Genomic DNA, 25,611 nt, shown 5'->3' with positions numbered 1-25,611 from the left:
CATCGCCCGGCGCGGTGCCGTCGCGCTTGGGTGCGCTGCTGTTCGCGGCGAAGACCCGGGTGCTGCAACTGCGCCGCGCGCTGCGAGACCTGCGCGGCGGACCGCGCCGGCATCGCCGCGACACGGGGTTGCCGATCGCCGCGGCGGCGGTCTCCGAATCGGTCACCGCGCTATGGCCCGAGTCGGAAGAAACCTCGCCGCTGCTGGTCGCCGGCAAGATCCACAACCTGCGCGTGGCCGCACGCCTGCTGCACGGGGTCGAGGTGCCGGCCGGAGCGACCTTCGGTTTCTGGCGACAACTGGGCCGGGCCACGCGCCGGCGCGGCTTCGCCGCCGGCCGCGAACTGCGCGAAGGCTGCCTGGTGCCGTCGATCGGCGGCGGCCTGTGCCAGCTGTCCAACGCGATCTACGACGCGGCGTTGCGCCAGGGCCTGGAGATCGTCGAGCGGCATCGGCACACGCAGGTGATCGCCGGTTCGCTGGCCGAGCGCGATCGCGATGCGGTGGTGTTCTGGAACTACGTCGATCTGCGCCTGCGTGCGGCCTCGGCGTGGCGCCTGGAAGTGTGGCTGGATGGCGAGGACCTGCACGTGCGCATTCTCGGCGGTGCGCCGGCGGCCGCTGCGCTGCCGTTGTCTCCGCTGCGGCGCACGCCGGCAGCGACCGCGCCGAACGACTGCACCCGCTGCGGCCGCGAGGCATGCCATCGGCACGTGCCGGCCGCCGCCGCCGGCGTGCGCCGCACCTGGCTGATCGACGAGGACTGGCCGGAATTCGCCGAGGACCGCCGGCGCCGCATGCAGCCGGGCGATCGGGTGCTGGCGCTGCGCCGGAGCAGCCTCGCCGCCGTGCAGGCGGCGTTGCTGCAACGCTGGTGGCTGCGGCGCGGGCTGCCGCTGCCGCAGGTGCGGCAGCGCGCGCAACGCATCCGCCTGCGCGCGCTGCAGCGTCGGCTCGGCGCGCAGGATGTCGAGCTGGTGGTGCCGCAGAGCCTGTTGCCGGGCCTGTGGCTGGCCGGCGAACTGCAGGGCCGGCGCTGGGACGTGTGCATGACCGCGTTGCCGATGCATCTGTTGCAGGCGCGGCTGGACGTGGCGGCGCAACGCCATCCCGACAGCGCCACGCTGCGCGATTTCCGTGCCGATCCGCTGCTGGTCGAGGCCGAGCGCGCGGCGCTGGCGCAGGCGCGGCACTGGATCACCCCGCATCGCGAATTGCTGGCCTTGGCCGGCAGTCGCGGCATCGCGTTGGAATGGCGACAGCCGCCGTCCGATCCTGCGCCATCCAGTGGCACCGGCGGCGCGGCGCAGGTCCTGCTGGCGGCGTCGGCGCTGGCGCGCAAGGGCGCGTTCGAACTGCGCGAGGCGCTGCACGGTTTGTCGGTGCAACTGCTGTTGCCGCCCGGCGCGCAGGAGACGCCGCAGTTCTGGAGCGGCATCGACGTACGCCGGGTCGCCTCGATGGCCGACGGTGTGCAGGCGGCCGCGGTGGTGGTGTTGCCGGCGTGGATCGAACAGCAGCCGCGCGGCGCGCTGCTGGCGTTGGCGCTGGGCAAGCCGGTGATCGCCACCGCCGCCTGCGGTCTGGGCGCAGACGCCGGCGCTTGGCGCTGCGTGGACGCCGGCGACAGCGCCGCGCTGCGCGCGCACCTGATCGCCGTGCTGGGCTTGCCGGGCTGAGGCGAGCGTGTGGCGGACGCCGCGCTCGCCTCAGTACAGATCCTGCGGATCCACATCCAGCGACCAGCGCACGCGCCGCGCCTGCGGCAGCGCGTAGATCGCGGGCATCGCGGCGTCCAGCACCGCATGCAGCGCGCGCCGGGTTGGCGCCGACAGCAGCAACTGGGTGCGCTGGAAACCGGCGCGGCGCGGCATCGGCGCCGGCATCGGCCCGAAACGTTGCACGTCGGCCTGCTCCGGCAGCAGCGCGCGCACCGCACTGAGGAAGGCGTTGGCGTGTTCGACCTGCTTGGCCTCGGCGCGCAGCAGCGCCAGGTGTGCGAACGGCGGGAAGCCGGCCGCTTCGCGCTGCGCCAGTTCGGCCTCGGCGAAGGCGTGGTAGCCGCCGTGCACCAGGGTCTCTAGCAGCGCATGGCCGGGATGGTGAGTCTGCAGCCAGACCTCGCCCGGGCGCGCGGCGCGGCCGGCGCGGCCGGCGACCTGGATCAGCTGCTGTGCCAGTTTCTCGCTGGCGCGGAAATCGGCCGAGAACAGGCCTTCGTCGATGCCGACCACCACCACCCGGGTCAGCTGCGGCAGGTCGTGGCCCTTGGCCAGGATCTGCGTGCCGACCAGGATCCCGGGCTGCGTGCCGAGCGTGGCCAGTTGCGTCTCCAGCGCATCGCGGCGCTGGGTGGTGCCACGATCGATGCGCAGCACCGGCACGTCGGGGAAGGCCTGCAGCAGGCGTTCTTCCAGGCGTTCGGTGCCGATGCCCTGCGGCTGCAGCGCCAGGCTGCCGCAATCCGGGCAGGCCAGCGGCGCCGGTTGCCGCGCGCCGCAGTGGTGGCACTGCAGGCGCCGGCCGCCGGCATGCACGGTCATCGGCGTGGCGTGCAGCGGGGTGCTGCAGCGCTGGCACGGCGCGGTCCAGCCGCAGTCGTGGCACAGCAGCACTGGCGCGTAGCCGCGGCGGTTCTTGAACACCAGCACCTGGCCGCCGTCGGCCAGTGCGCTGCCGATGCCGGCCAGCACCTCCGGCGACAGGCCGTCCTGCAGCGGGCGCTTGCGCACGTCGAGCACGCGCACGGTGGGCGGCCGCGCATCGCCGGCGCGGCGGGTCAGGCGCAGGTGCGCGTAGCGGCCGCCGGCGGCGTTGTGCAGGCTTTCCAGCGATGGGGTGGCGCTGCCCAAAAGCACCGGCACGTCCAGCGCCTTGCCGCGCACCAGGGCGAAATCGCGGGCGTGGTAGCGGATCCCGTCCTGCTGCTTATAGCTGCCGTCGTGTTCCTCGTCGACCACGATCAGCCCGGCCTGCGGCAGCGGCACGAACACCGCCGAGCGGGTGCCGACCACCACCCGCGCCTCGCCGCGCCAGGCCGCGGCCCAGACCCGCGCGCGCTCGTTGTCGGTGAGCCCGGAATGCAGCGCGTGCACCGGCACGCCCAGGCGCGCGCGGAACCGCGCCAGGGTCTGCGGGGTCAGGCCGATCTCGGGCACCAGCACCAGCGCCTGGCGGCCGCGCGCCAGGCAGGCGGCGATGGCCTGCAGGTAGACCTCGGTCTTGCCGCTGCCGGTGACCCCGTCGAGCAGGAACGGGGCGAAACCGGGCACGGCGACGACCGCGTCGATCGCCGCCTGCTGTTCCGCGTTCGGGGTGGGGCCGGGCTGCGGCTGCGGCGCCGTGGCGCTGGCCGGCACCGCGATGCGTTCGGCAAAGGCGCGCTTGGCCAGGCTGCGCGCGGCACTGCGCCAGTCGTCCATGGCCTGGTCGAGCCGGTCTTCGTCCACCGCTCCGGCCGCCAGCAGTTCGGCGAAGCGGTGCGGACGGGTTCCCGGGCGGGCGCGATGGCTGGCGCCGGCCTCGGTCAGGCGCCAGGCCCAGGAGTGGGTGTCGGGCAGCGCCTCGCCGCGGCGCAGGGTCACCGGCAGCGCGGTCGCCAGCACTTCGCCCAGCGGAGCGTGGCTGTAGCGGGCCAGCCAATGCAGCGAGTCGGCCAGTTCGCCGTGCAGCAGCGGCACCGGGTCCAGCCAGGCAAGTGCCTCGCGCAGGCCCTCGCCGTCCTCGACCTGGCCGAGCGCGGCCACCACCCCACTCAGCTCGCGGTTGCCGAACGGCACCCGCAGCCGGCGGCCGACGTCGCCGGCCACGGCGGCGCTGCCGGGCGGCGGCAGGTAGTCGAACAGCTGCGGCAGCGGCAGCGGCAGAGCGACGCGGAGGGTGGCGACGGGGGGCAACATCGACCCTAGTTTAGCGGCCGGGGAACCGGAGCCCGCGGTCTCCCGGCCGTGATCGGCGGCGCCGTCAGTTGGGCGCGACAGCTGCCGCCAAAGTGATAAACAAGTCGTAAATCGTTGCCCCGCTTGGAGAATCGAATTTATCCACACGTGCTGTGGATAAAGCTGTGCATGAAGGGGATGCTCCACGCCGTGAAGACGGATTCACAAGCTTCTGCCACAAGTTGGACAAAAAAGCGCCAATCGAATAAACGCTATGAATAACAACGACTTGGCCGTGAAACATGGCTGCAACATGATTTCGCGGTGGGCTTGACAGGGGCTGTGGGCGTGCTCCCGGCGCGCTGTGCACAACCCGCCGCCGCGATCCGCCCCGCTGGCGCCTGAAGCAGCCGATCGGCGCGCCGTTGTCAAGCGCGCGGCGCGGCGGCGGCATCGCTATCATCGCGCCGATGATGGAGTTCCGATGACCGCCGCGCCCCCCTCCGACGGCGCGGTCGCCGCGCCCGCCCTGGCCGCCTTCCTGCGCGGCATCGAACGCCGTGCCGCGGTGCTGGCCGAGTTGCAGAGCGGCAGCGTCGAGCGCGGCGCGCCGGCACTGGCTGCGGCGATGCGCGCGTTCCGCAGCCATGCCGCGACCCTGCCGATGGCCGACTGGCCGCTGCGCTTCTGGAAGCTGCTCGCCGCCGTGCCGTCCCTGCGCCAGGCCGCCACCGCGGCCGGCAGCGGCTGGCCGGCGCCGCTCGCGCACCTGGGCGAGGTGGAGGCGGCCGACCGCCTGGCGCTGTTGCTGCGGATCGTGGCCGGGCTGGACGAGCCGATCGCGGCGCAGGTGTTGCACCAGTCCACCCAGGACTACCAGCAGGCGCTGGCACGGGCCTGTCCGCGCGATGCCGCCGGCCGCCCGGACGCCGCCGGCTGGCGCGCGCTGGCCGAGGCCGCCCAGCAGCACCTGCGCGAGCTGCCGCCGGCACGGCTGCAGGCCTTGGCCCAGCTGCGCGACGCGGCCATCGCCGGCGCGGCACCGAGCGCGCCGACGGCGCCGCTCAGGTCCGCGCCGCCCGCGCAGGTCCCCACGCGTCGCGGTGCAGGCAGGCGCGGCCCGACCCGGGCACGCCTGGCGGGGGCGGTGATCGTGGTCGTCGCCCTGGCGCTGGTCGGCACCCTGTGGTGGGACCGGTCGCCGTCGCGGCGCGCGGCCGATGGCGCCGGCACGGATTCGGGGCTGGCGCTGGGCGATACCGGGCCGGTGCAGGTCGAGGAACTGCCGGCCGAGTCCGACGTGGCCACGGCGCCGCCGGTGCCGGCCGCGCCGCCGGCGCCGCTGCCGGAACCGGCGGTCTACGACCTGGACTTCTTCGCGTGGTACGCCGCCGGCGCGCCGCCGGCGCGGATCGAGCGCAGCGCACCCAGCGCGGAAGAGGCCGCCGAAGCCGCCGCGGCCAACCCGGCCAACCCGGCCACGGGCATGGCGACCGCGCCGGCCACCGCCACCACCGCTGCCGCCACGCCGCCGGCGCTGACCCCGGCGCAGTTGCGCGAGCGCCAGGCCGCCTGGGACGCGCTGCACGCCACGGTGCAGGCACGCCTGCGGCAGGTGGCCAGCGCCTTCGCCGGCCTGCCGGTGGAGCAGCAGCACGCGCTGCGCGCGCAGTTCGCGGCGCTGGATGCGCTGGAGCGCAATGGCTGGCTGCTGGGGCCGGAACTGGGCAGCGAATACTGGGCGCTGCAGCCGCTGTTCGGCTACGTGCCCGACGCCCAGCGGCAGCCGCTGCTGGACCTGCTGCGCACGCTGCCGGCCGAGCAGCGCGAGCACCTGGCGCTGTTGTCGCAGCGCACCCCGCCGCAGGAGCGCGCGGCGCTGCGCCACGAACTGCTGGCGCAAGCGCCGGAGACGCGCGCGGCCTGGCTGCGCCAACGCAGCGCCCGCTGAACTGCAGCGTCGGCGGCGTCCTGCCGCTCCGCGCTCCGAATCCCCAATCCCCAATCCCTAATCCCTAATCCCTGCATCACAGGGTAAAATGCCGGCCCTCCGCCACCCGGCGCCGGCGCTTTCCTGCGCGGCCGCAGTCGGCGGGATCGCTAGAGTCTTGCAATGTCTTCGTCCTCCACCCCGGCCTCGGTCCGGGGCCGCGAACTGCGCAGCACCGCGCGGCTCGCCCTGCCGCTGGTCCTGGGGCACATTTCCGCCGGCCTGATCAGCTTCGTCGACAACGTCATCGCCGGGCACCACGGCACCCGCACGCTGGCCTCGGTGACGGTCGGCACCGCGCTGCTGTGGCTGCCGATGATGATCCCGATCGGCACCCTGATCGCGCTGACCGCGTCGGTCTCGCAGCTCGACGGCGGCAAGCGCCACGCGCAGATCGGGCCGATGTTCCGCCAGGCGCTGTGGCTGTCGCTGGGCCTGGGCCTGCTGATGTTCGCGTTCCTGAGCGTGACCCCGATGGTGCTGCCGCAACTGGGCATCGCGCCGGAGATCGTGCCCGGCGCCCGCGATTTCCTGCATGCGATCCGCTGGGGCGTGCCGGCGATGGTGCTGTACTTCTGCATGCGCTATCTGAGCGAGGGCATGCACTGGACGCTGCCGACCATGCTGCTCGGCTTCGGCGGGCTGCTGGTGCTGGCGCCGCTGGGCTACGTGCTGACCTTCGGCCTGTTCGGGCTGCGCGAGCGCGGCGCCGGCGGGCTGGGCATGGCCTCGGCGATCATGATGTGGCTGCAGGCGCTGTGCTTCGCGGTCTACCTGGCGCGTTCCAAGCGGTTCGCGCCGCTGCGCCTGTTCGCGACCTTCGAGGCGCCGGACCTGCGCGCGATCGGCGGGCTGCTGAAGACCGGGCTGCCGATCGGCATCACCATCCTGATGGAAGGCGGCCTGTTCATCGTCACCGCGCTGCTGATCGCGCGGCTCGGCGAAGTGCCGGCGGCCGCGCACCAGATCGCGATCAACGTGGCGCAGCTGTGCTTCATGGTGCCGATGGGCGTGGCCGAGGCGACCACGGTGCGGGTCGGCCGCGCCGCTGGCGGCGGCGATGCGGTGGGCGTGCGCGGCGCGGCGTGGGCCGGCTACACCATCGTGCTCGCCACCCAGGCGCTGTCGGCGCTGGTGCTGCTGTTCGGCCACGACGCCATCGTCGGCGTCTACACCCGCGACATCGCGGTGGCCGGGCTGGCCTCCACGCTGCTGCTGTACGCGGCCGCGTTCCAGTTCCCCGACGGGGTGCAGGTGCTGTCGGCCGGCGCGCTGCGCGGGCTCAAGGACACCCGCGTGCCGATGCTGCTTGCCCTGTGCTCCTACTGGGGCCTGGGCATGCCGCTGGGCGCCGGGCTCGGCCTGTGGCTGGGCTGGGGGCCGCAGGGCATGTGGATCGGGCTGATCCTGGGCCTGAGCGCGGCGGCGGTGATGATGGCCGCACGCTTCCGGCTCAGCAGCGGGCGCCTGCTCGCCGCCACGGCACCCTGACTTCAGGCGCATGTGCGGCGCCGGCGCAGCCGGTATGCTGCACACGCGCAAGACGCTTCCCTTCCGGAGTTTTCCATGAACCAACCCGTGCGTCGCAGCCCCATCGCCAACTTCTTCGTTGGCCTATGGGATGTGATGAACTTCACCCGCCGGCTGATCCTGAACCTGGTGTTCTTCGGCTTCCTGCTGCTGCTCCTGCTGCTGATCGTGTTCGCGATGGGGCGCGGCGACGGCGCCAAGACGCTGCACGACCGTACGACGCTGCTGATCGCGCCGGAAGGCACCGTGGTCGAGCAGTTCAGCGCCGACCCGGTCAGCCGCGCGCTGACCAAGGCGATGGGCGACAAGGGCGCCGAGGAGATCCAGCTGCGCGACCTGCTGCGCGCGCTGGAAGCGGCCAAGACCGATCCGAAGATCGAGCGCGTGGCGCTGCGCCTGGACAAGTTGCAGCCAGGCGGTTTCGCCTCGGTGCGCGAAGTGGCCGCGGCGCTGCAGGACCTGCGCGCCTCCGGCAAGCAGGTCGTGGCCTACAGCGACAGCCTGAGCCAGTCGCAGTACCTGCTGGCCGCGCAGGCCAACGAGGTCTACCTGGACCCGATGGGCTCGGTGGTGCTGGAAGGCCTGGGCCGCTATCGCCAGTACTTCCGCGAAGGCCTGCAGGACAAGCTCGGCGTCGACGTGCACCTGTTCAAGGTCGGCGAGTACAAGTCCGCCGCCGAGCCTTACGTGCTCGACGCGGCGTCGCCGGCGTCCAAGGAAGCGGACCTGTTCTGGATGAACGACGTGTGGCAGCGCTATGTTGCCGACATCGCCAAGGCGCGCAAGCTGGCGCCCGAGCAGATATCCGCCGGCATCGACACGATGCCCGAGGGTATCGCCGCGGCCGGCGGCGACATGGCCAAGTTCGCGCTGCAGCAGAAGCTGGTGGACGGCCTGAAGACCCGCGAGGAGGTCGAGGAACTGCTGACCAAGCGCGGCGTCGCCGACGACGATGCCGACAGCGGCTTCCGCAACGTCAATCTGGACGCCTATCTGCAGCAGTTGGACCTGCGCCGTTCGCCGGTGGATTCGCGGCCGCAGGTGGCGGTGGTGGTCGCGGCGGGCGAGATCAGCGGCGGCGAGCAGCCGGCCGGACGTATCGGCGGCGAGTCGACCGCGGAACTGCTGCGCCAAGCGCGCGACGACGAGGCGGTCAAGGCGGTGGTGCTGCGGGTGGATTCGCCGGGCGGCGAAGTGTTCGCCTCCGAGCAGATCCGCCGCGAGGTGGTGGCGCTGAAGGCGGCCGGCAAGCCGGTGGTGGTGTCGATGGGCGACCTGGCCGCGTCCGGCGGCTACTGGATCAGCATGAACGCCGACCGCATCTACGCCGACCCGTCGACGATCACCGGCTCGATCGGCATCTTCGGCATGATCCCCAACCTGACCCGCAGCCTGGACAAGATCGGCGTGCACACCGACGGCGTCGGCACCACCCGGTTCGCCGGGGCGTTCGACGTCACCCGGCCGATGGATCCGGCGGTGGGGCAGGTGATCCAGTCGGTGATCAACAAGGGCTACGCCGATTTCACCGGCAAGGTCGCGCAGGCGCGCAGCAAGCCGGTCGAGGCGATCGACCAGGTCGCGCGCGGCCGCGTGTGGAGCGGTGCGCAGGCCAAGGAACGCGGCCTGGTGGACGCGTTCGGCGGCTTCAAGGACGCGGTGGCCGATGCCGCCGCGCGGGCCAAGCTGGGCGAGCGCGACAAGTACCGCGTGCGCTACATCGAGAAGCCGGCCACGCCGTTCGCGCAGTTCGTCAGCGGCTTCGCCAGCAGCCGCATGGGCGCCTGGATGCTGGGCGATTCGGCGCTGGCGCATGCGGTACTGGCGCGCAACATGCCGGAGCTGGATACGCAGTTGCGCTTCGTGCAGGACGCCACCGACAAGCGCAACGGCGCACCGGTCAAGGCGCTGGCCTACTGCTTCTGCGGCCTGTGATCCAGGCATGACGCAAGCGCGTCCGCCCGCTGGCGGGCGCGCTGCGAGCGACCCAGAACGCCGGCCGATGCCGGCGTTTTTTATTGCCCGGTGGCGGCGTCGATCGCCGCGTTCTGTGCGGCCGCGGCCTGCTCGGTGCCGGCCTGCGCCTGTTTGGCGCGGTCCAGCGGCTGCGCGATCGCCGCGCGCAGCGCGCCGGCCTGCGGCTCGGGCGGCTTGTCCGCCGGTTTCGGCGGCGCCGGCTTGCATGCGGCCAGCGCGACCAGCAGCGAGAGTGCCAACGTCAGCAAGCGCAATGATCCGTGCATAGGGGCGACCTCGTTGAGCGTGGGCGTTATCCTACGCCCACCCCGGCGCAGACAGGCAAGGCGATGCAGCAACGTTGGCGGCTGGACGGACAGACCGCATTGATCACCGGCGCCAGCGCCGGCATCGGCCTGGCGATCGCGCGCGAACTGCTCGGCTTCGGCGCCGAGCTGATGCTGGTGGCGCGCGACATCGATGCGCTGGAAGCGGCGCGCGACGAACTGGCCGACGCCTATCCCGAGCGCCGCATCCTGGCGCTGGCCGCGGACGTGGCCGACGACGAGGACCGCCGCGAGATCCTGGACTGGGTCGAGGACCATGCCGACGGCCTGCACCTGCTGGTCAACAATGCCGGCGGCAACCTCAGCAAGGCCGCGGTGGACTACACCGAGGACGAGTGGCGCGGCATCTTCGAGACCAACCTGTTCTCCGCGTTCGAGCTGTCGCGCTATGCGCATCCGCTGCTGGCGCAGCATGCGGCCGCGGCGATCGTCAACGTCGGTAGCGTATCCGGACTGACCCACGTGCGCAGTGGCGCGCCGTACGGCATGACCAAGGCCGCGTTGCACCAGCTGACCCGCAACCTTGCCGCCGAATGGGCCGAAGACGGGATCCGGGTCAATGCGGTGGCGCCGTGGTACATCCGCACCCGCCGCACGTCAGGCCCGCTGTCGGATCCGGACTACTACGAACAGGTGATCGAGCGCACGCCGATGCGCCGCATCGGCGAACCGGAGGAAGTGGCGGCCGCGGTCGGCTTCCTGTGCCTGCCGGCGGCCAGCTACATCACCGGCGAATGCATCGCGGTGGACGGCGGATTCTTGCGCTACGGGTTCTAGGGTTTTTCTCTTGCCCGCTCATTGCTGCAGCAGTGCCTCAACCAGGTCCTGCCGCGCGGGTAGCCCTTGTAGAAGCGGCTTCAGCCGCGACCGGGGCTTTCCCAGCAATGCCCGGTCGCGGCTGAAGCCGCTCCTACAGGGAGCCTCGCCGGGATCGAAGGTGCGCGCGCGCTACTTCGGCGCGCCGCAACTGCTCGCGTCGAACAGTTGCTGGCGGCGCAGGAATTCCTGCCGCAGCTGCTCGGCGTGGTCGGGGACGGCGAAGCGCCAATGCGTTTCGGCTTCGGCCACGTAGCTCGTCCAGGCATCGCAGGCGCCGGCCTCGGGCAGCGCTTCGCAGCGGTCGCGGATCACTTCGCAGGCGCTGCCGCCGGCCTTGTCGGGGCTGCCGTCCAGGCCGACGGTGCGCAACGGCACGCAGCGCGGGGTCGGCTCGGCGACTTCGCCGACATAGCGCTGTTGCTCACGGGTGACGCATGCATACAGCGGAGGCGGCGGCAGGCGCGGTGCGGCGTCTGTGGCCGGCGTGGGCGGCGTTGGTGGAGGATCGGATGGCGCGACGGCAGCGGCTGCGGCCGTCGCTGCGGGAGCAGCCGTCGTTGCAGATGCGGCTCCCGGTGCCGGCGAGGGTGCCGCCGCGGCGGGCGCAGCGCTCGGCACAGAGGCGGGCGCGCGGCCGACGCCCTGCATGATCTTCTTTTCCTGGCGCATGCCCTTGGGGCAGGGCTGGTTCTGCAGGGTCAGGCCGCCGTGCGCATCGGTGCAGCGATAGAACACCACGTCCTCGGCATGCGCGACGCCGGCGCAGGCCAGCAGCGCCGCGAGGCAGGCGACGCTGCGCATCTCAGCTGCCGCCGCAGTCGCGGTCGAGGCGCGCATCGATGCCGCGCTGTTCGGTTTCCAGTGCGCGGCGCTCGCTCTGCAGCGCGCTGTTGTAGCGACGGATCAGTTCCCAGCGGCGGTCGGCCAGGCGCGCGCACACTTCCTGCGGCGGCAAGGCGTTGCAGGTGTCGCGGACCAGGGTGCTGCCGGCCGGCACCACCACGCTGCCGCCGACTGGATACTCCGGCCGCGGCGGCCGCGGGCCACCACCACCGCCACCGCCGTGGCCACCACCGTGTCCATGGCGAGGACCGCTGCCGTAGCCGCCGACATAGCCGATCGCCCACAGCGGCACCCAGCGGGGATTGCCCTCGTTGTCGTCGCTGGTATAGCGCTCGCCCTCGCTGGTGACGCATTCGTACATGGGCTGCGGCGGCTGCACGGTGATGATGCGGATCTCGCGCTGCGGCAGCGGCGCCGGTGCCGCAGCGGCGCGCGCCGGATCGGTGCTGAGCGTGGTGGTCGGGCGCGGCGGCGGATCGCGTGGACGCTGCATGTCCAGCACCTGTTGCTGGCGCGCGTTCTCGCAGGGCGCGTTCTGCAGGCTGACCGCGCCGGCGTTGCCGACGCAGCGGTAGATGCGCACCGATCCCTGGGCGCCGTCGCTGCTGGTGGTCTGCTTGCTCTGCGCCCAGGCGGCAGCGGCCAGCGGCAACAGCGCGGTCAGGAGCAGGGCGGGGCGGACGATGGCAGGCATGCGCGCATCTTGCGCGCCTTCGCCGGCCATGGAAAGCAGGGGCGGGCAGGCCTCGTGACGCGCTCAGGCGCGCAGGATCTCGCCGCTGATCGCGTCGCGGATCGGCGTCGGCTGGGCAAGGTCGCCGGTCTGCCCATCGACCACGCCATCGAGCGCGGCCAGCAGCTGCGGGTCCAGGTCGGCGCGCTGCCGTGCCGGCGGCTCGCCGCCGCGGTTGGCGCTGGTCGAAACCAGGGCACCGCCCCAGGCGCGGCACAGCGCGGCCACCTGCGGATGCGCGCTGATCCGCACCGCGATGCTGCGGTGCGCGCCGGTGACCCAGCGTGGCGCCTGCGCCGCGGCCGGCAGCACCCAGGTATGCGCTCCGGGCCAGCTGCCCAGCACCGCGGCCAGGCGCGCCGGTGGCAGCGCCGCCAGGTCGAGCAGCGGGCGCAACGGTTCCAGTTCGGCGGCGACCACGATCAGGCCCTTCTCCACCGGGCGCTGCTTGATCCGCAGCAGCCGGATCACCGCCGCTTCGTCGTGCGGATCGCAGCCCAGGCCCCACACCGCTTCGGTCGGATAGGCGATCACTCCGCCCTGCTGCAGGGCGGCGACGGCTTGGCTGAGCGACAGATCGGTCATGTGCGCATGATGCGGCAGGCGGTTGCCGGGGGGCAATGATGGGCTGGGGACTCGGGACTCGGGATTCGGGATTCGGGATTCGGGATTCGCGAAGAGCGAAGAGCGAAGAGCGAAGAGCGAAGAGCGAAGAGCGAAGAGCGAAGAGCGAAGCACGTCTTTCTGGTGGTTCGAGCTTTGTGGCGCGATGCGGGCAGGCGGGGGTTGCTTGCCGCGTAGCTGCAGCGATCGAGGGCTTTCTGTATCTGCCGCGGTGCAAGTGCAGGGCGTCCGGGGGCTTAGATTGCGGCGCTATTGGAGCTCTTGCCTTGGCGGATTTCCCGTTAGGCCGTCCGAAGGCCCGTCGCTACTGAAGTCGCTCGTGCAGGTGCGTCGCCTGGATCGGTTGCGCCAGATCGCCTGGCGTCGTTCGCAGCGTGGCATGGGGTCATCCCGCATGGCAGTAGCGCGCTGCCGCGATGGCACGCACATGCGCCTTCGCCATGTGGGAGCGACTTCAGTCGCGACGGGCCTTTCCGGCAACGCCCGTCGCGACTGAAGTCGCTCCCACAAGGGGCGTTGTCGGGATCGGGTTTCGCCAGGTCGCCCTGGCGTTGCGTCGCTCCCGCGGATGTCGCATCCGGCGGGAGCGTGGCCGGATCAGGCCGGCTTGGCCGCGGCCTTCTTGACCGCTTTCTTGACGGCTTTCTTCGCGGTCTTCTTCGCTGCTTTCTTGACCCCCTTCTTCGCCGCGGGCTTAGCCGGGGCGTCGGCCGCGGCCTTCTTGGCCGCGCTCTTCTTCGGTGCGGCTTCCTTCTTGGCTGCGGCCTTCTTCGCGCCGAAACCGCGCCGTGCCGGCTTGCCGGTCTCTTCCAGCAGCTTCTGCACTTCTTCCAGGGTCAGCGTAGCCGGTTCGCGATCCTTGGGGATCTTGCCGTTGAGCTTGCCGTCGCTGATGTACGGGCCGAAGCGGCCGTTGAGCACCTGGATGTCGCTGCCGTCGAATTCCTTGATGATGCGGTTGCGCGCGATCTCTTCCTTCTCTTCGATCAGGAACACCGCGCGCGCCAGGTCGATGGTGTACGGATCGTCTTCCTTCTTCAGCGAGGCGTAGACGCTGCCGCGCTTGGCGAACGGCCCGAAGCGGCCGATGCCGACGCTGACGTCCTCACCCTTGTCCTCACCCAGCGCGCGCGGCATCAGGAACAGCTCCAGCGCGTCTTCCAGGGTGATGGTGTGCATGCTCTGGCCCGGCCGCAGCGAGGCGAACTTGGGCTTGTCCTCGGCGTCCTCGGCGGTGCTGCCGATCGCCGCGTACGGCCCGAACCGGCCCAGCCGCACGCTGACCGGCTTGCCGGTCTTGGGGTCGGTGCCGAGTTCGCGCGCGCCGGTGGCCTCGGAGCGGTCCACCGATTCCTTCTTCTCCTCGACCAGTTCCTTGAACGGGCCCCAGAACTTCTCCATCAGCGGCCGCCATTCCTCCTCGCCGCGCGACACCGCGTCCAGTTCGTCCTCGAGCTTGGCGGTGAAGTCGTAGTCGACGTAGCGGGTGAAGTGGCCGGACAGGAACTTGCTGACCGCGCGGCCCACGTCCGACGGACGGAAGCGGCGCGCGTCCAGTTCCACGTACTTGCGGAACAGCAGGGTCTGGATGATCGAGGCGTAGGTCGAGGGACGGCCGATGCCGTATTCCTCGAGCGTCTTGACCAGCGAGGCTTCCGAGTAGCGCGGCGGCGGCTCGGTGAAATGCTGGTCGGCATGGATGCGGTCGAGCGGGATGCGGTCGCCGGGCTTCATCGCCGGCAGCTTGCGGCCTTCGTCCTCGTCCTCGGCGGCCTTCTGGTCCTTGCCTTCCTCGTACACGGCCAGAAAGCCCGGGTCGATCACCGTGGTGCCGCTGGCGCGGAAGCTGTGCTCGTTGCCGGCAGCCAGCTCCACGGTGACGGTGTTCATCGTCGCCGGCACCATCTGGCAGGCCACCGCGCGTTTCCAGATCAGCTCGTACAGGCGGCGGCCGTCGTCGTCCAGGTACTTGGCCATCTGCGTCGGCGTGCGCAGCGCGGCGGTCGGACGGATCGCCTCGTGCGCTTCCTGCGCGTTCTTGGACTTGGTCTGGTACATGTTCGGCTTGTCCGGCAGCGCGCCGGTGCCGAAATCGCGCGCGATCACGTCGCGGATCTCGGCCAGCGCGTCCTGCGACAGGTTCACCGAGTCGGTACGCATGTAGCTGATCAGGCCGACCGTGCCTTCGTCGCCCAGGGTCACGCCTTCGTACAGCTTCTGCGCCACGCGCATGGTGCGGCTGGTGGTGAAGCCGAGCTTGCGCGAGGCCTCCTGCTGCAGCGTGGAGGTGGTGAACGGCGGCGCCGGGCGGCGCTTGCGCTCCTTGCTGGCCACGTCGGTGACGTGCAGCGCGCCCTGCGCGGCCTTCTGCAGGCGCATCCGCGCGTCTTCGGCGGTGTCGCCGTCGGTGATGGTGAACTGCTCGAACTTCTGCCCGTCGAGCTTGACCAGCTTGGCCGCGAACGGCTGCGAGGGATGCAGGCAGTCGGCGCCGATGCTCCAGTACTCGCGGGCGACGAAGGCTTCGATCTCTTCCTCGCGCTCGACGATCATACGCAGCGCCGGCGACTGCACGCGGCCGGCGGACAGGCCGCGCTGCACCTTGCGCCACAGCACCGGCGACAGGTTGAAGCCGACCAGGTAGTCCAGCGCGCGCCGCGCCTGCTGCGCATCGACCAGGTCCACGGCGATCTGCCGCGGGTTGGCCATGGCTTCCTTGATCGCGCGCGGGGTGATTTCGGTGAACACCACCCGGTGCAGCGGCTTGTCCTTGAGCAGCCCGCGCTCCTTCAGGATCTCCGCGATGTGCCAGCTGATCGCCTCGCCCTCGCGATCCGGGTCGGTCGCCAGATAGATGTCTTCGGCGACCTTGGCGGCCTTGGCGATGGCTTCGACGTGCTTTTCGTTCTTCTCGATCAGCGCGTAGCGCATCGCGAAGCCGTCGTCCGGATCCACCGCACCCTCTTTCGGGATCAGGTCGCGCACGTGCCCATACGAGGCCAGGACGTGGAAGTCCTTGCCGAGGTATTTGTTGATCGTCTTGGCCTTGGCGGGCGATTCGACGATGAGCAGGTGCTTGGACATGATGAGGTGGACTTCGAATGGGCGGGGCGGGCGCCCTGGGGGCGGTAGGGTGGCGCAATTGCTCCGGTTAGTGAAGCGTTGCGGTGGTTCAGAGCGGCCGACGCCCGGGGCGGATACCCCGGGCGTTCAGCTGCGTCTCTTTTTATTAGTGGACATGTCCGGCGGCGGCTGTCAAGCGCCACCTCCCCGCCACGCCGGAATTGCCAAGCTCCCGGGGGCTCTGCCGACTTCCGTTCTTCCGGTCCCGAGTCCCAACATTGGCGTCGCACCTTGCCGACGCCACCTGAATCCCACGACCCTCGATCGTCAACATGGATCGTCCGACCGACACGGGTCCCGAGTCCCGGCCGTCCGTCAGTGCCAATCGCCGCTGGCAGCCACCCCGATCAGCAGCAGCACCACCAGCAGGACCCCGACCATCAGCACGCCGAACAGCGACAGGATCACCACGGTGACCGTGCCGAGCTTGCGTTGCTGCCATTCCGGGTGGTCGGTGTAGGCCCACTTGTCCACCACCAGGGTGTCGCAGAGCATGTCGTGCAGGGCCTGCTTGCGCTCGGTGAAGGCGGCCATCAGGAAGCCGATGAAGATGGTCAGGCTGCTCAGCAGGAAGCCGAAGTAGCGGCCGATGCCGCGGCCGACGCTGATCCGGCTGCCGTCGGTGCGCACCACCTTGATGCCGACCGCCATCTTGCCCAGCGTGGCCTGCTTGGTCGAGGCATGGAACAGGCCGAAGTACAGCGCCGACATCGCCAGCGGCACCAGGTACACCAGCACCAGCATGATGATGCCGCCGGGCGTGCTGAAGTCGGGGCTGCCGCCCAGGCTGCTGAAGCCGAAGAAGGCCAGCATGATCGCGAACTGGATCACCTGCGCGACCATGCCGACCAGCATGCCGTCGATCAGGTAGGCGGCGGTGCGCTTCCAGAAGCCGGCCTGCACCACTTCGCCGCCGGCGACGAAACGCGGTTCTTCGCCGAGCGTGGCGGCGGGAGCGGCGTACGGCGAATGGACCGTGGCACCGGTGTCGGGCGAGGTCCAGGCCGCCGGCAAGGCCTGCGCGGGCGGCGCCGGCGGCGCTTCGGCGGGATCGCTGGGCGGCAGCGCGGCCGGTGCCTGGGTCAGGCCCAGCTCGTCGACGAAATCGGCCAGCGGATGCCATTCGCTGAGGCCGTCGCGCCAGACCAGCGTGGTCAGGCCCACTTCGCCGCGCTGGAAGCGCTGCTGCAGTTCGTCGGCCGGCATCGGTCCATGGCGCTGCTGCGCAGCGTCGGCGTAGTACCACTCACTCATTCCTGTTCCCCAGGTTGCGATCGAAAAATCCGTTTCCGCTCAGCCGCCGCGGCAATGCGCGGGCAGGTAGCGGTCGTCCAGCTCGGAACTGCAGTTCCAGGCCGCAGCCTGCGCATCGTAATCCAGCCACAGCGCCTTGCCATCCAGCTTGTCCTTGCCGGGCGCGTGCAACGTGGCTTCCAGGCCGCAATGGCTGTTGTCGAAACGGCCGATGCGTACCTGTGCGACGAACTCGCTGGCGTAGCTTTGCGGGGTGCCGAAGCCGGCATCGCCGTTCACCGGACAGCGCCCCTGCTGCGTGGCGAAGCCGGAGATCTGGGGCTTCAGCGGGGCGATGCTGCCGATCGCAAGCGTCGCCTTGGTGCGCAGGGTGTAATCCTGGTACGCGGGCAAGGCGATGGCGGCGAGAATGCCCGCCACTGACAGCAACACCGCGCCCGCCACGACCGCCACGAGCGCGCCGACGCCGCAGCCGGACAGGCTGTTGCGCGGCGCCATGGTGGGCATGGCCGCGGCAGTGCTCGCTGCTGGAGGCAGTGGCAGTGGCGGCGGTGGCGGCGGCGTCACCGCCGCGGGCAGGCCCAGTTCCGCGGCGAGCGCCTGCAGCGGCTGCCATTCCGGCATGCCCTCGCGCCACACCAGGGTGGTGCGTTCCAGCAGCCCGTCGCGCACCCGCTCGCGCAGCTCGGCCGTGCTCAACGGGCCGTGCCGGTGGCGTCCCGCGTCGGCGTAATACCACGCGCTCAGGGCGGGGTCCTCGTGCATCCGTGCATGGCCGGTCAGTGGCTCAGTGCACCGGCTCCGGCTCGTCGACGAACATCTGCGTTTCCATCCACGCGTAGGCCGCCTCGGCGCCGGGCTGGTTGAACAGCACCATCAGCACCACCCATTTCAGGTCGTCCAGGTCCAGTTCGTCCTGGTCCAGCGCCATCGCCCGGTCCAGCACCAGCTCGCGCTGGTCGCTGTCGAGGATGCCGTGTTGTTCCAGGAACAGCAGGAAGCCGCGGCATTCCACGTCGAGCTTGTCCAGCTCGGGGCCGTGGAAGATGCGGATCGGGCCGTCCACGCGCGGCTGCGCCACCGCCGGCCGCTGGTCGGCCAGGGCGTCGAGCCAGTCGAACGCCTTGCTGATCTCGGTGGGGCTGAAGCCGGCCTGGATCAGGCCATTCTGGAGGGAGTCGCGATCGCGGACCGGGTCCGCATCCTCGCTGAAATAGTGTTCGAACAGGTACAGCAGGACATCCAGAATGCTCTCTTTCATTGCCCCTCGGCCTGCGTCGCTAGACGCTGTGGAGGTGAAGAAACTAGGGTTTGCGGGTGTAACGACCTCGTTCGACCGCCACGTAGCCATCCAGTTCCATGGCCAGCAGCATGGAGGAGGCCGCCGCGGCCGTCAATCCGGTGCGCGCGATCACTGAATCCATACAGGTGGGGTCGTGACCCAGCGCCTGCCACAAGCGCTGGTAGTCGGGATCTGGGAAGGACGGCGTGACGCCGGGGTCGTCGGCGATCCTCTCAGTGGGGGCGGCAAGGCGTCCGCGCAAGGCGTCGGCCAGTTCGGCGGCCAGCGGCGCGACCCCGGCCAGGACCTCCTCGGCGTTCTCCACCAGGCCGGCGCCGTCGCGGATCAGGCGATGGCAGCCGCGCGCCAGCGGGTTGTGGATCGAGCCGGGCACCGCGAACACCTCGCGCCCGGCCTCGGCGGCCAGGCGTGCGGTGATCAGCGCGCCGGAACGGGCGGCGGCCTCGATCACCAGCGTGGCCAACGCCAGCCCGGCGATGATCCGGTTGCGCGCCGGGAAGTGGCTGGGCCGTGGCGGCGTACCCGGCGGATGCTCGCTGACCACCGCGCCGTGCGCGGCGATGCGTTCGCGCAGGGCGGCGTGCTGGCGCGGATAGGCCAGGTCGGCGCCGGTGCCGACCACCGCCACGGTGAGCCCGTCCTGGCGCGACAGCGCGGCCGTGTGCGCGGCGGCGTCGACCCCGGCGGCCATGCCGCTGGTCACCGCCAGCCCGGCCGTGGCCAGCGCCAGGGCGAAGCGGGATGCGTTGTCGCGGCCGCCGGCGCTGGGCGCACGGCTGCCGACCACGGCCACCGCCGGATGCCACAGCGCCGCCGGATCGCCTTCCAGGTACAACGCCAGCGGCGGGTTGGGCGCGCGCAGCAGCAGCGCCGGGTAGTCCGGGTCGTGGCAGCCGAGCAGGTGCCGGCGCGGCTGCGTCAGCCAGGCCAGTGCGGTGTCCATCGCGGCGCGGTCGGGATGGCGCAGCGCCGCGATCTGCGCCGCATCCAGCCCGGCGTCGCGCCAGGTGGCCGCGCCGGCCTCCAATGCGGCGGCCGGGCTGCCGCAGCGTTCGAGCAGGCGCCGGCGCGGGGCGCTGGCGCCGCCGGCCAGCGACAGCGCCAGCAGCGCCGGGTCGGCACCGGTGGAGGGGGCGTGGCTGGGCAGGGCGGACATGGACCGGTTCCCGGGGCGGCGACGTCCCCAGGCTAGGCCGCAAACGCAGACGGCGCCCTCGGGCGCCGTCTGTTGCGGATGTAGGACTTGCCCGCGTGCGCGGGTCAGCGCGCGTCCGGGTGTTTGGCGTCGTAGCCGATCCGGATCGGCTTGATCCCGTCCATCACCAGCGCGTAGCTGACCTTGTCGAAGGTGCGGAACACCATCGCGTGCGCGGCGTACTCGTCGGGCAGGGCCACGGTGCCGCGGCCGCCGGTGAAGCCGTCGTCGGCGCGCGAGGTGTTCGGGCGGTGCACGCGGTCGTTGACCCGGGTGCCGTGGCGCCACAGCGAGACCACGGTGCCATTGTCGATCCCTTCGCGGCTGCCGCCGGAGAGCGCGATCACGTCGTGCGGGCCGGCGGCGCTGAACGCGTCGGCCACCGCCAGCACCCGCAGCCCGGCCTCGAGCGCCTGCGCCGAGGGCGGATGCGGCACGAACTGCAGGTCGTAAGGCTGCGCCTCGACCGCGATCAGGCGGTCGCCGGCGCGCACTTCGCGGGCGCTGTCCTGCAGCAGCAGGGACGTGGCCTGGCTGCCGTCGGCGGAGACGCGGGTGACGGTGCCGATGTTGACCTGGGCCAGTTCGTAGCCGAGGGTCTCGCGGCGCTTGTTGTCCGGCGCCACGAAGGTCTGCCACAGGTTGCCGGTGCCCGGGGTGCTGCGGCCTTCGTTGTTCAGGTCGTCGCTGAGCCGGGGCAGTTCGTAGCGGACGGTCGGCCGGACCACCGCGTAGCGCTGCCCGGCCTGCGCGTCGCCGAGCCCGGTCGCGTAGACCGTTTGGCCGATGGTGGCGCGCAGGCGGTTGTCCTCGACTCCGACCACGTAGGGCAGCTCGTCGATGCTGTCGGCCACGCGCAGGTTCTTCAGGAACGGCTCGACGTCGGACAGCGGGATCGCGTCGATCGGCGCGTCCTGGCGCGGGCCGGGCTTGACCGTGCCGCGGGCCACGCGGTCCAGGTAGGCCAGGCTGAGCACGTCGCCGGGGTAGATCAGATGCGGGTTCTGCACCTGCGGGTTGGCCTGCCAGATTTCCGGCCAAAGCCACGGCTTGCCGAGGAAGCGCCCGGCGATGTCCCACAGCGTGTCGCCCTTGCGCACCACGTAGGTGTCAGGGTGTTCGGCAGCCATGCTCGCGGAAGCGGCATAGGTCGCCACGGTAAGCATCGCCACGGCGACGACCGTACGGAGTCGATTGAACATGAGTGCGAAGCCTGATTCCCCAACAGGTCCGCGCACTATAGTCCAGAACCCAGGGCGCGGCGCAAGCGCCGGCGAGAACGGAGTAGAATTGGCCGGCCTTGCCGAATTGTCCGGCGCCCCCAACTGGGTACCGCTATGGCCCTGCTCCCCATCCTCGAATTCCCCGATCCCCGCCTGCGCACCAAGGCGGTGCCGGTCGACCCTGCCGAAGTGACCACCCCGGCGTTCCAGCGCCTGCTCGACGACATGTTCGAGACCATGTACGAGGCCCCCGGCATCGGCCTGGCGGCCAGCCAGGTGGACGTGCACAAGCGCTTCATGGTCATCGACGTCAGCGAGGAGAAGAACACCCCGCAGGTGTTCATCAACCCGCAGATCGTGCAGCGCGACGGCGAGCAGGTGTACCAGGAAGGCTGCCTGTCGGTGCCCGGGATCTACGCCGACGTGGCCCGCGCCGACGCCATCGTGGTGCGCTACCTGGACCGCCAGGGCCAGCCGCAGGAACTGTCCAGCGACGGCCTGCTGGCGGTGTGCGTGCAGCACGAGATGGACCACCTGGACGGCAAGCTGTTCGTCGACTACCTGTCCCCGCTCAAGCGCGAGATGGTGCGCAAGAAGCTGGCCAAGGCGCGCAAGCACGTGGCCTGAAGGCCGGGATTCGGGATTCGGGAGTGGGGATTCGTCACAGCGAATCGGATCCCTTCCGGTCGCCGAACCCGCCGTTGCGCATCCCCACTCCCCACTTCCGAATCCCCGCCCAATGAAAATCGTCTTCGCCGGTACGCCGGACTTCGCCGTGCCGTCGTTGCGCGCGGCCGCGCAGCGCCATGAGGTGATCGCGGTCTATACCCAGCCGGACCGGCCCGCCGGGCGTGGCCGCGGGCTGACCCCGTCGCCGGTCAAGCTGGAGGCGGTGGCGCGCGGCATCCCGGTGCTGCAGCCGGACACGCTGCGTTCGCCGGACGCGCTGCAGACCCTGCGCGCGCTGCAGCCGGACCTGCTGGTGGTGGTGGCCTACGGCCTGATCCTGCCCAAGGCGGTGCTGGCGATCCCGACCCATGGCTGTTGGAACGTGCATGCCTCGCTGCTGCCGCGTTGGCGCGGCGCCGCGCCGATCCAGCGCGCGATCGAGGCCGGCGACAGCGAAACCGGTGTCTGCCTGATGCAGATGGAAGCGGGCCTGGACACCGGCCCGGTGCTGATGTCGCAGCGCACGCCGATCGGCGACAGCGAGACCGGCGGGCAGTTGCACGACCGTCTGGCTGCGCTCGGTGCGCAGGTGCTGGCCGACGGCCTGGGCCTGCTGCGCGCCGGCATCCGTCCGTTGCCGCAGCCGCAGCCCGAGGCCGGCGTCACCTATGCGCACAAGCTGGACAAGGCGCAGGCGCGGCTGGACTGGCAGCAGCCGGCGGCGCAGCTGGCGCTGCGGGTGCGCGCGTTCAATCCATGGCCGATCACCGAAGCGGTGCTGGCCGGCGAGCGGGTGCGCGTGCACGGCGCGATCGCGCTGGACCTGGCCCACGCGCAGCCGCCGGGCACGGTGCTGGCCGCCTCCAAGCAGGGCATCGACATCGCCTGCGGCCAGGGCGCGCTGCGCCTGCGCGTGCTGCAGCGCGACGGCGGCAAGGCGATCACCGCCGCCGACTACCTCAACGCCCGGCGCGATCTGCCGGTGCTGGCCTGAACCGGCGCCACCGGCCGTGACCCAGGCGCCTGCCGCCGCCGCCCTGCCGCCCGGCGTCGCGCCTCGCGTCGCCGCCGCGCGCGTGCTGGCCGCGGTGATCGACCGCGGCCGTTCGCTGAAGGCCGAACTGGCCACGGCGTTGCCGGCGCTGCCCGATCCGCGCGATCGCGCCCTGGTCGAGGCGATCTGCTTCGCGGTGCTGCGCCGGCGCCCGGCCTACGAGGCGGCGCTGCGGCTGTGGCTGCAGAAGCAGCTGCCGCAGCGCGACGCCGAACTGCGCACGCTGCTGATGGCCGGGTTCGCCCAGCTCGACGTGCTCGGCCTGGCGCCGCACGCGGCGCTGTCGGCGACGGTGGAGGCGGCGCGGGCGCTGGACCGGCCGCGCCAGGCCGGCATGGTCAATGCCTTGCTGCGCCGCGCGCTGCGCGACGGCCTGCCGGCGGTCGCCGCCGACGCCGGCTGGCCGCTGTGGCTGCGCGATGCGCTGCATGCCGACTGGCCGCAACAGGCCGAGGCGATCTTCGCCGCCAGCCAGCAGGCGGCGCCGCTGTGGCTGCGGGTGAACCGCCAGCGCGGCACCCGCGAGGCCTATCTGCAGCAGCTGGCCGAGGCGGGCATCGGCGCGCAGGCGGTGCCGGACCTGGCCGATGCGATCCGCCTGGCCGAATCGGTGGCGATGAGCGCCTTGCCCGGCTTCGCCGACGGCTGGGTTTCGGTGCAGGACGGCTCGGCGCAGCAGGTCGCCGACGTGCTGGCGCCGGCGCCGGGCGCGCGCGTGCTGGACGCCTGCGCCGCGCCCGGCGGCAAGTCCGCGCACCTGCTCGAGCGCGATCCGACGCTGCGCCTGACCGCGCTGGACGTGGACGCGCGGCGCCTGGCGCGGGTCCGCGAGACCTTCGCGCGTACCGGCGCCGGGGCGCAAGCCGTGCTGCAGGCGGCCGATGCGGCGCAGCCCGACGCCTGGTGGGATGGCGTGGCGTTCGATGCGGTGCTGCTCGACGCGCCGTGCTCGGCCACCGGCATCGTGCGCCGCCAGCCCGACGTGCTGCTGCACCGGCGGCGCGAGGACGTCGTCGCGCTGCAGGCCTTGCAGGCGCGGCTGCTGGACGCCGGCTGGCAGGTGCTGCGGCCGGGCGGGGTGCTGGTCTACGCGACCTGTTCGCTGCTCAAGGACGAGAACGCGCGGCAGCTGCAGGCGTTCCTGGCACGCACCGCCGATGCCGTGGCCGAGGATCCCGGCGCCGCCTGCGGCCACGCGGACGGCGGCGGCCGCCAGCGCCTGCCCGGCGAGCAGGACCGCGACGGTTTCTTCTATGCGCGGCTGCGCAAGACGGCGTGAAGCGGCCCCGGTATCATCCCGACCCATGCTGAAGACCCGCGCGTCCCGAGAATTCTGGTTGCTGGCCCTGCTCGCGCTGCTGGTGCTCGGTGCTGGGCTCGGCCTGCGCGACCCGCACCCGGCCGACGAACCGCGCTTCGCGCTGGTCGCCAAGCAGATGGTGGACAGCGGCAACTGGCTGTTCCCGCACCGCGGCACCGAGCTGTACTCGGACAAGCCGCCGATGCTGATGTGGCTGCAGGCGGCGTTTTATGAGCTGTTCCAGAATTGGCGGGTGGCGTTCCTGCTGCCGTCGCTGCTGGCCGGGCTGGGCACGCTGGCCTGCGTCTACGACCTGGGCCGGCGGCTGTGGACGCGCCGGGTCGGCATGTACGCGGCGTACGCGCTGCTGTTCGCGTTCCACTTCACCTACCAGGCGAAGAAGGCGCAGATCGATCCGCTGGTGGTGTTCTACATCACCCTGGCCAACTACGGCCTGTTGCGCCACGTGCTGCGCGGACCGGACTGGCGGATGTGGGCGCTGGGCTGGTTCGCCGCCGGCCTGGGCACGATCACCAAGGGCGTGGGCGCGCTGGCGCTGCTGATGCTGCTGCCTGCCGCGGCCGCGTCGCTGGCGCAGTGGCGCGGAGTCAGGGTCGGTGCGCGCGATCCGCGCTTCTGGCTGGGGCCGCTGGCGTTCCTGGGCGCGGTGTCGATCTGGCTGGTGCCGATGGTGGCCACGGCGCTGTCGGCGCACGAGCCCGAATACCGCGCCTACCTCGACGACATCCTGTTCCGGCAGACCGCCGGGCGCTACACCAAGTCCTGGGACCACCCGCACGGGCCGTTGTACTTCTTCGGGGTGATGCCGAGCATGTGGCTGCCGCTGCTGCTGGCCCTGCCATGGGCGATCCCGGCCTGGGCGCGGCGCCTGCGCCGGCGCGATCCGCGCTATCTGCTGCCGCTGGCGTGGTGGGCGCTGATCGTGCTGTTCTTCTCGATCCCGACCGGCAAGCGCGACGTCTACATCCTGCCGGCGCTGCCGATGCTGTGCCTGGCGATGGCGCCGCTGATCCCCGGGCTGCTGCGCAGGACCGGGGTCAAGCGCCTGCTGCTGGCGTTCACCGTGCTGCTGACCGTGGCGCTGGGCGCCGTCGGCGCGGCGGTTCTGGCCGGGCACGGCTTCCGCGCGCAGATGATGCAGGAGCGCGGCGTGGACCTGCCGACCGTGCAGGCGCTGGGCTGGATCCTGCTGGCGATCGGCCTGTGGGGCGTGGCCAGCCTGGCGGTGTTCGCGCGCCGCCGCCCGCACCTGGCGATGGCGTCGACGCTGAGCATGCTGTGGGTGCTGGTCGGGCTGATGGTGTATCCGTTGATCAATCTCTCCAGCTCCGCACGCGGAGTGATGGAAGCGGCCGGCCGCCGCATCGGCCCGGATGCCGAGCTGGGCCTGGTCGCATGGAAGGAGCAGAACCTGCTGATGGCCGACCGCGCCGCGACCACGTTCGGTTTCGTGGTGCCGTGGGACCAGCAGTTGCGCCGCGGCGTGGCCTGGCAGGCGCAGGCGCCGCAGCGCCGTTGGCTGCTGGTGCAGGAAGCGGCGATGCTCGGCTGCATCGATCGTGGCGCCAGCACTCTGGCCGGCGTGTCCAACCGCCGCAATTGGTGGCTGGTGCCGGCCGGCGCCGTGCACGGGCAATGCGTGGTCACCGGCAGCGACCGCGATCGCCTACGCGAGCAGGACAAGGACCGCTTCGAGTGAGCCGCGGCCGCGCCTGCTTCGCTCGCAACGCAGGCGCCATGCGCGCAGGA

General features: G+C 71.6%; 19 protein-coding genes and 1 pseudogene. 9 read left to right on the top strand and 11 right to left on the bottom strand.

Annotation, left to right across the window (positions count from 1 at the left end; translation table 11 throughout):
- Window positions 1–26: 26 nt before the first annotated feature.
- Entirely contained in the window at window positions 27–1,679 is a 1,653-nt protein-coding gene (locus VDQ83_RS00810) for a VanW family protein (protein ID WP_455433515.1), read from the top strand.
- Window positions 1,680–1,709: 30 nt separating this feature from the next.
- Here VDQ83_RS00810 and VDQ83_RS00805 read toward each other — a convergent pair whose 3' ends face one another.
- A complete protein-coding gene (locus VDQ83_RS00805) occupies window positions 1,710–3,899 on the bottom strand; it encodes a primosomal protein N' (RefSeq protein WP_455433514.1) in 2,190 nt (729 codons plus the stop codon).
- Between the two features lie 463 nt (window positions 3,900–4,362).
- Here VDQ83_RS00805 and VDQ83_RS00800 point away from each other — a divergent pair.
- The 3 genes and pseudogenes from VDQ83_RS00800 to sppA all read left to right on the top strand — a co-directional run.
- A pseudogene (locus VDQ83_RS00800) lies at window positions 4,363–5,355 on the top strand (hypothetical protein); the annotation flags it as partial.
- Between the two features lie 636 nt (window positions 5,356–5,991).
- Entirely contained in the window at window positions 5,992–7,359 is a 1,368-nt protein-coding gene (locus VDQ83_RS00795) for an MATE family efflux transporter (protein ID WP_309913391.1), read from the top strand.
- Window positions 7,360–7,434: 75 nt separating this feature from the next.
- The gene (sppA, locus tag VDQ83_RS00790) at window positions 7,435–9,333 is read left to right on the top strand and encodes a signal peptide peptidase SppA (protein ID WP_263395965.1); all 1,899 of its coding nucleotides are present in this window, start codon (window positions 7,435–7,437) and stop codon (window positions 9,331–9,333) included.
- 80 nt (window positions 9,334–9,413) lie between these two features.
- Here sppA and VDQ83_RS00785 read toward each other — a convergent pair whose 3' ends face one another.
- Window positions 9,414–9,623: a hypothetical protein gene (locus VDQ83_RS00785; RefSeq protein WP_455433513.1), complete on the bottom strand. Its 210-nt coding sequence runs from the start codon at window positions 9,621–9,623 to the stop codon at window positions 9,414–9,416.
- An 81-nt stretch (window positions 9,624–9,704) separates the two neighbouring features.
- On the opposite strand from VDQ83_RS00785, the gene VDQ83_RS00780 reads away from it, so the two are divergent.
- Window positions 9,705–10,478: an SDR family oxidoreductase gene (locus VDQ83_RS00780; RefSeq protein ID WP_455433512.1), complete on the top strand. Its 774-nt coding sequence runs from the start codon at window positions 9,705–9,707 to the stop codon at window positions 10,476–10,478.
- A gap of 171 nt (window positions 10,479–10,649) precedes the next feature.
- Here the strand turns inward: VDQ83_RS00780 and VDQ83_RS00775 are convergent, their stop codons facing one another.
- From VDQ83_RS00775 to VDQ83_RS00735, 9 genes are all read right to left on the bottom strand, one after another.
- On the bottom strand, window positions 10,650–11,321 hold the full coding sequence (locus VDQ83_RS00775; RefSeq protein ID WP_455433511.1) for a DUF4124 domain-containing protein: 672 nt from the start codon (window positions 11,319–11,321) through the stop codon (window positions 10,650–10,652).
- 1 nt (window position 11,322) lies between these two features.
- Entirely contained in the window at window positions 11,323–12,057 is a 735-nt protein-coding gene (locus VDQ83_RS00770) for a DUF4124 domain-containing protein (protein ID WP_263395961.1), read from the bottom strand.
- A 63-nt stretch (window positions 12,058–12,120) separates the two neighbouring features.
- Window positions 12,121–12,681 (bottom strand): Sua5/YciO/YrdC/YwlC family protein, encoded by a 561-nt coding sequence (locus tag VDQ83_RS00765; RefSeq protein ID WP_455433510.1) that lies wholly within the window; start codon window positions 12,679–12,681, stop codon window positions 12,121–12,123.
- Window positions 12,682–13,317: 636 nt separating this feature from the next.
- Entirely contained in the window at window positions 13,318–15,804 is a 2,487-nt protein-coding gene (locus VDQ83_RS00760; protein WP_455433509.1) for a DNA topoisomerase I, read from the bottom strand.
- Window positions 15,805–16,158: 354 nt separating this feature from the next.
- Window positions 16,159–17,097, bottom strand: coding sequence for an RDD family protein (locus VDQ83_RS00755; RefSeq protein ID WP_455433508.1), 939 nt, complete (start codon window positions 17,095–17,097; stop codon window positions 16,159–16,161).
- 39 nt (window positions 17,098–17,136) lie between these two features.
- Entirely contained in the window at window positions 17,137–17,844 is a 708-nt protein-coding gene (locus VDQ83_RS00750; protein WP_455433666.1) for a GYF domain-containing protein, read from the bottom strand.
- A gap of 40 nt (window positions 17,845–17,884) precedes the next feature.
- Window positions 17,885–18,358, bottom strand: coding sequence for a DUF494 family protein (locus tag VDQ83_RS00745; RefSeq protein WP_263395957.1), 474 nt, complete (start codon window positions 18,356–18,358; stop codon window positions 17,885–17,887).
- Window positions 18,359–18,401: 43 nt separating this feature from the next.
- Window positions 18,402–19,556, bottom strand: coding sequence for a DNA-processing protein DprA (gene dprA, locus VDQ83_RS00740; RefSeq protein ID WP_455433507.1), 1,155 nt, complete (start codon window positions 19,554–19,556; stop codon window positions 18,402–18,404).
- A gap of 104 nt (window positions 19,557–19,660) precedes the next feature.
- A complete protein-coding gene (locus tag VDQ83_RS00735; protein ID WP_455433506.1) occupies window positions 19,661–20,797 on the bottom strand; it encodes a LysM peptidoglycan-binding domain-containing protein in 1,137 nt (378 codons plus the stop codon).
- Between the two features lie 135 nt (window positions 20,798–20,932).
- Between VDQ83_RS00735 and def the strand changes: the two genes are divergently transcribed.
- The 4 genes from def (at window position 20,933) to VDQ83_RS00715 (ending at window position 25,561) form a co-directional block, all read left to right on the top strand.
- Window positions 20,933–21,445, top strand: a complete 513-nt coding sequence (gene def / locus VDQ83_RS00730) for a peptide deformylase (RefSeq protein WP_263395954.1) — start codon at window positions 20,933–20,935, stop codon at window positions 21,443–21,445.
- 112 nt (window positions 21,446–21,557) lie between these two features.
- On the top strand, window positions 21,558–22,481 hold the full coding sequence (fmt, locus tag VDQ83_RS00725; protein WP_455433505.1) for a methionyl-tRNA formyltransferase: 924 nt from the start codon (window positions 21,558–21,560) through the stop codon (window positions 22,479–22,481).
- 16 nt (window positions 22,482–22,497) lie between these two features.
- Window positions 22,498–23,820 carry a 16S rRNA (cytosine(967)-C(5))-methyltransferase RsmB gene (gene rsmB / locus VDQ83_RS00720; RefSeq protein ID WP_455433504.1) on the top strand — a complete coding sequence of 441 codons (1,323 nt, stop codon included), beginning with the start codon at window positions 22,498–22,500 and terminating at the stop codon, window positions 23,818–23,820.
- A gap of 25 nt (window positions 23,821–23,845) precedes the next feature.
- A complete protein-coding gene (locus VDQ83_RS00715; RefSeq protein ID WP_455433503.1) occupies window positions 23,846–25,561 on the top strand; it encodes an ArnT family glycosyltransferase in 1,716 nt (571 codons plus the stop codon).
- Window positions 25,562–25,611 lie beyond the last annotated feature (50 nt).

The organism is Xanthomonas sp. WHRI 7945 (assembly GCF_035026585.1).
This window is presented reverse-complemented; position numbering and strand designations above follow the sequence as displayed.

Excerpts from the sequence above, each read along its gene's own strand:
- VDQ83_RS00760 (WP_455433509.1), bottom strand. The coding sequence starts at position 15,804 with ATGTCCAAGCACCTGCTCATCGTCGAATCGCCCGCCAAGGCCAAGACG.
- VDQ83_RS00715 (WP_455433503.1), top strand. The coding sequence starts at position 23,846 with ATGCTGAAGACCCGCGCGTCCCGAGAATTCTGGTTGCTGGCCCTGCTC.
- dprA (WP_455433507.1), bottom strand. The coding sequence starts at position 19,556 with ATGTCCGCCCTGCCCAGCCACGCCCCCTCCACCGGTGCCGACCCGGCG.
- VDQ83_RS00770 (WP_263395961.1), bottom strand. The coding sequence starts at position 12,057 with ATGCCTGCCATCGTCCGCCCCGCCCTGCTCCTGACCGCGCTGTTGCCG.
- VDQ83_RS00805 (WP_455433514.1), bottom strand. The coding sequence starts at position 3,899 with ATGTTGCCCCCCGTCGCCACCCTCCGCGTCGCTCTGCCGCTGCCGCTG.
- VDQ83_RS00765 (WP_455433510.1), bottom strand. The coding sequence starts at position 12,681 with ATGACCGATCTGTCGCTCAGCCAAGCCGTCGCCGCCCTGCAGCAGGGC.
- VDQ83_RS00745 (WP_263395957.1), bottom strand. The coding sequence starts at position 18,358 with ATGAAAGAGAGCATTCTGGATGTCCTGCTGTACCTGTTCGAACACTAT.
- VDQ83_RS00755 (WP_455433508.1), bottom strand. The coding sequence starts at position 17,097 with ATGAGTGAGTGGTACTACGCCGACGCTGCGCAGCAGCGCCATGGACCG.
- VDQ83_RS00780 (WP_455433512.1), top strand. The coding sequence starts at position 9,705 with ATGCAGCAACGTTGGCGGCTGGACGGACAGACCGCATTGATCACCGGC.
- VDQ83_RS00795 (WP_309913391.1), top strand. The coding sequence starts at position 5,992 with ATGTCTTCGTCCTCCACCCCGGCCTCGGTCCGGGGCCGCGAACTGCGC.
- VDQ83_RS00735 (WP_455433506.1), bottom strand. The coding sequence starts at position 20,797 with ATGTTCAATCGACTCCGTACGGTCGTCGCCGTGGCGATGCTTACCGTG.
- def (WP_263395954.1), top strand. The coding sequence starts at position 20,933 with ATGGCCCTGCTCCCCATCCTCGAATTCCCCGATCCCCGCCTGCGCACC.
- fmt (WP_455433505.1), top strand. The coding sequence starts at position 21,558 with ATGAAAATCGTCTTCGCCGGTACGCCGGACTTCGCCGTGCCGTCGTTG.
- VDQ83_RS00775 (WP_455433511.1), bottom strand. The coding sequence starts at position 11,321 with ATGCGCAGCGTCGCCTGCCTCGCGGCGCTGCTGGCCTGCGCCGGCGTC.
- sppA (WP_263395965.1), top strand. The coding sequence starts at position 7,435 with ATGAACCAACCCGTGCGTCGCAGCCCCATCGCCAACTTCTTCGTTGGC.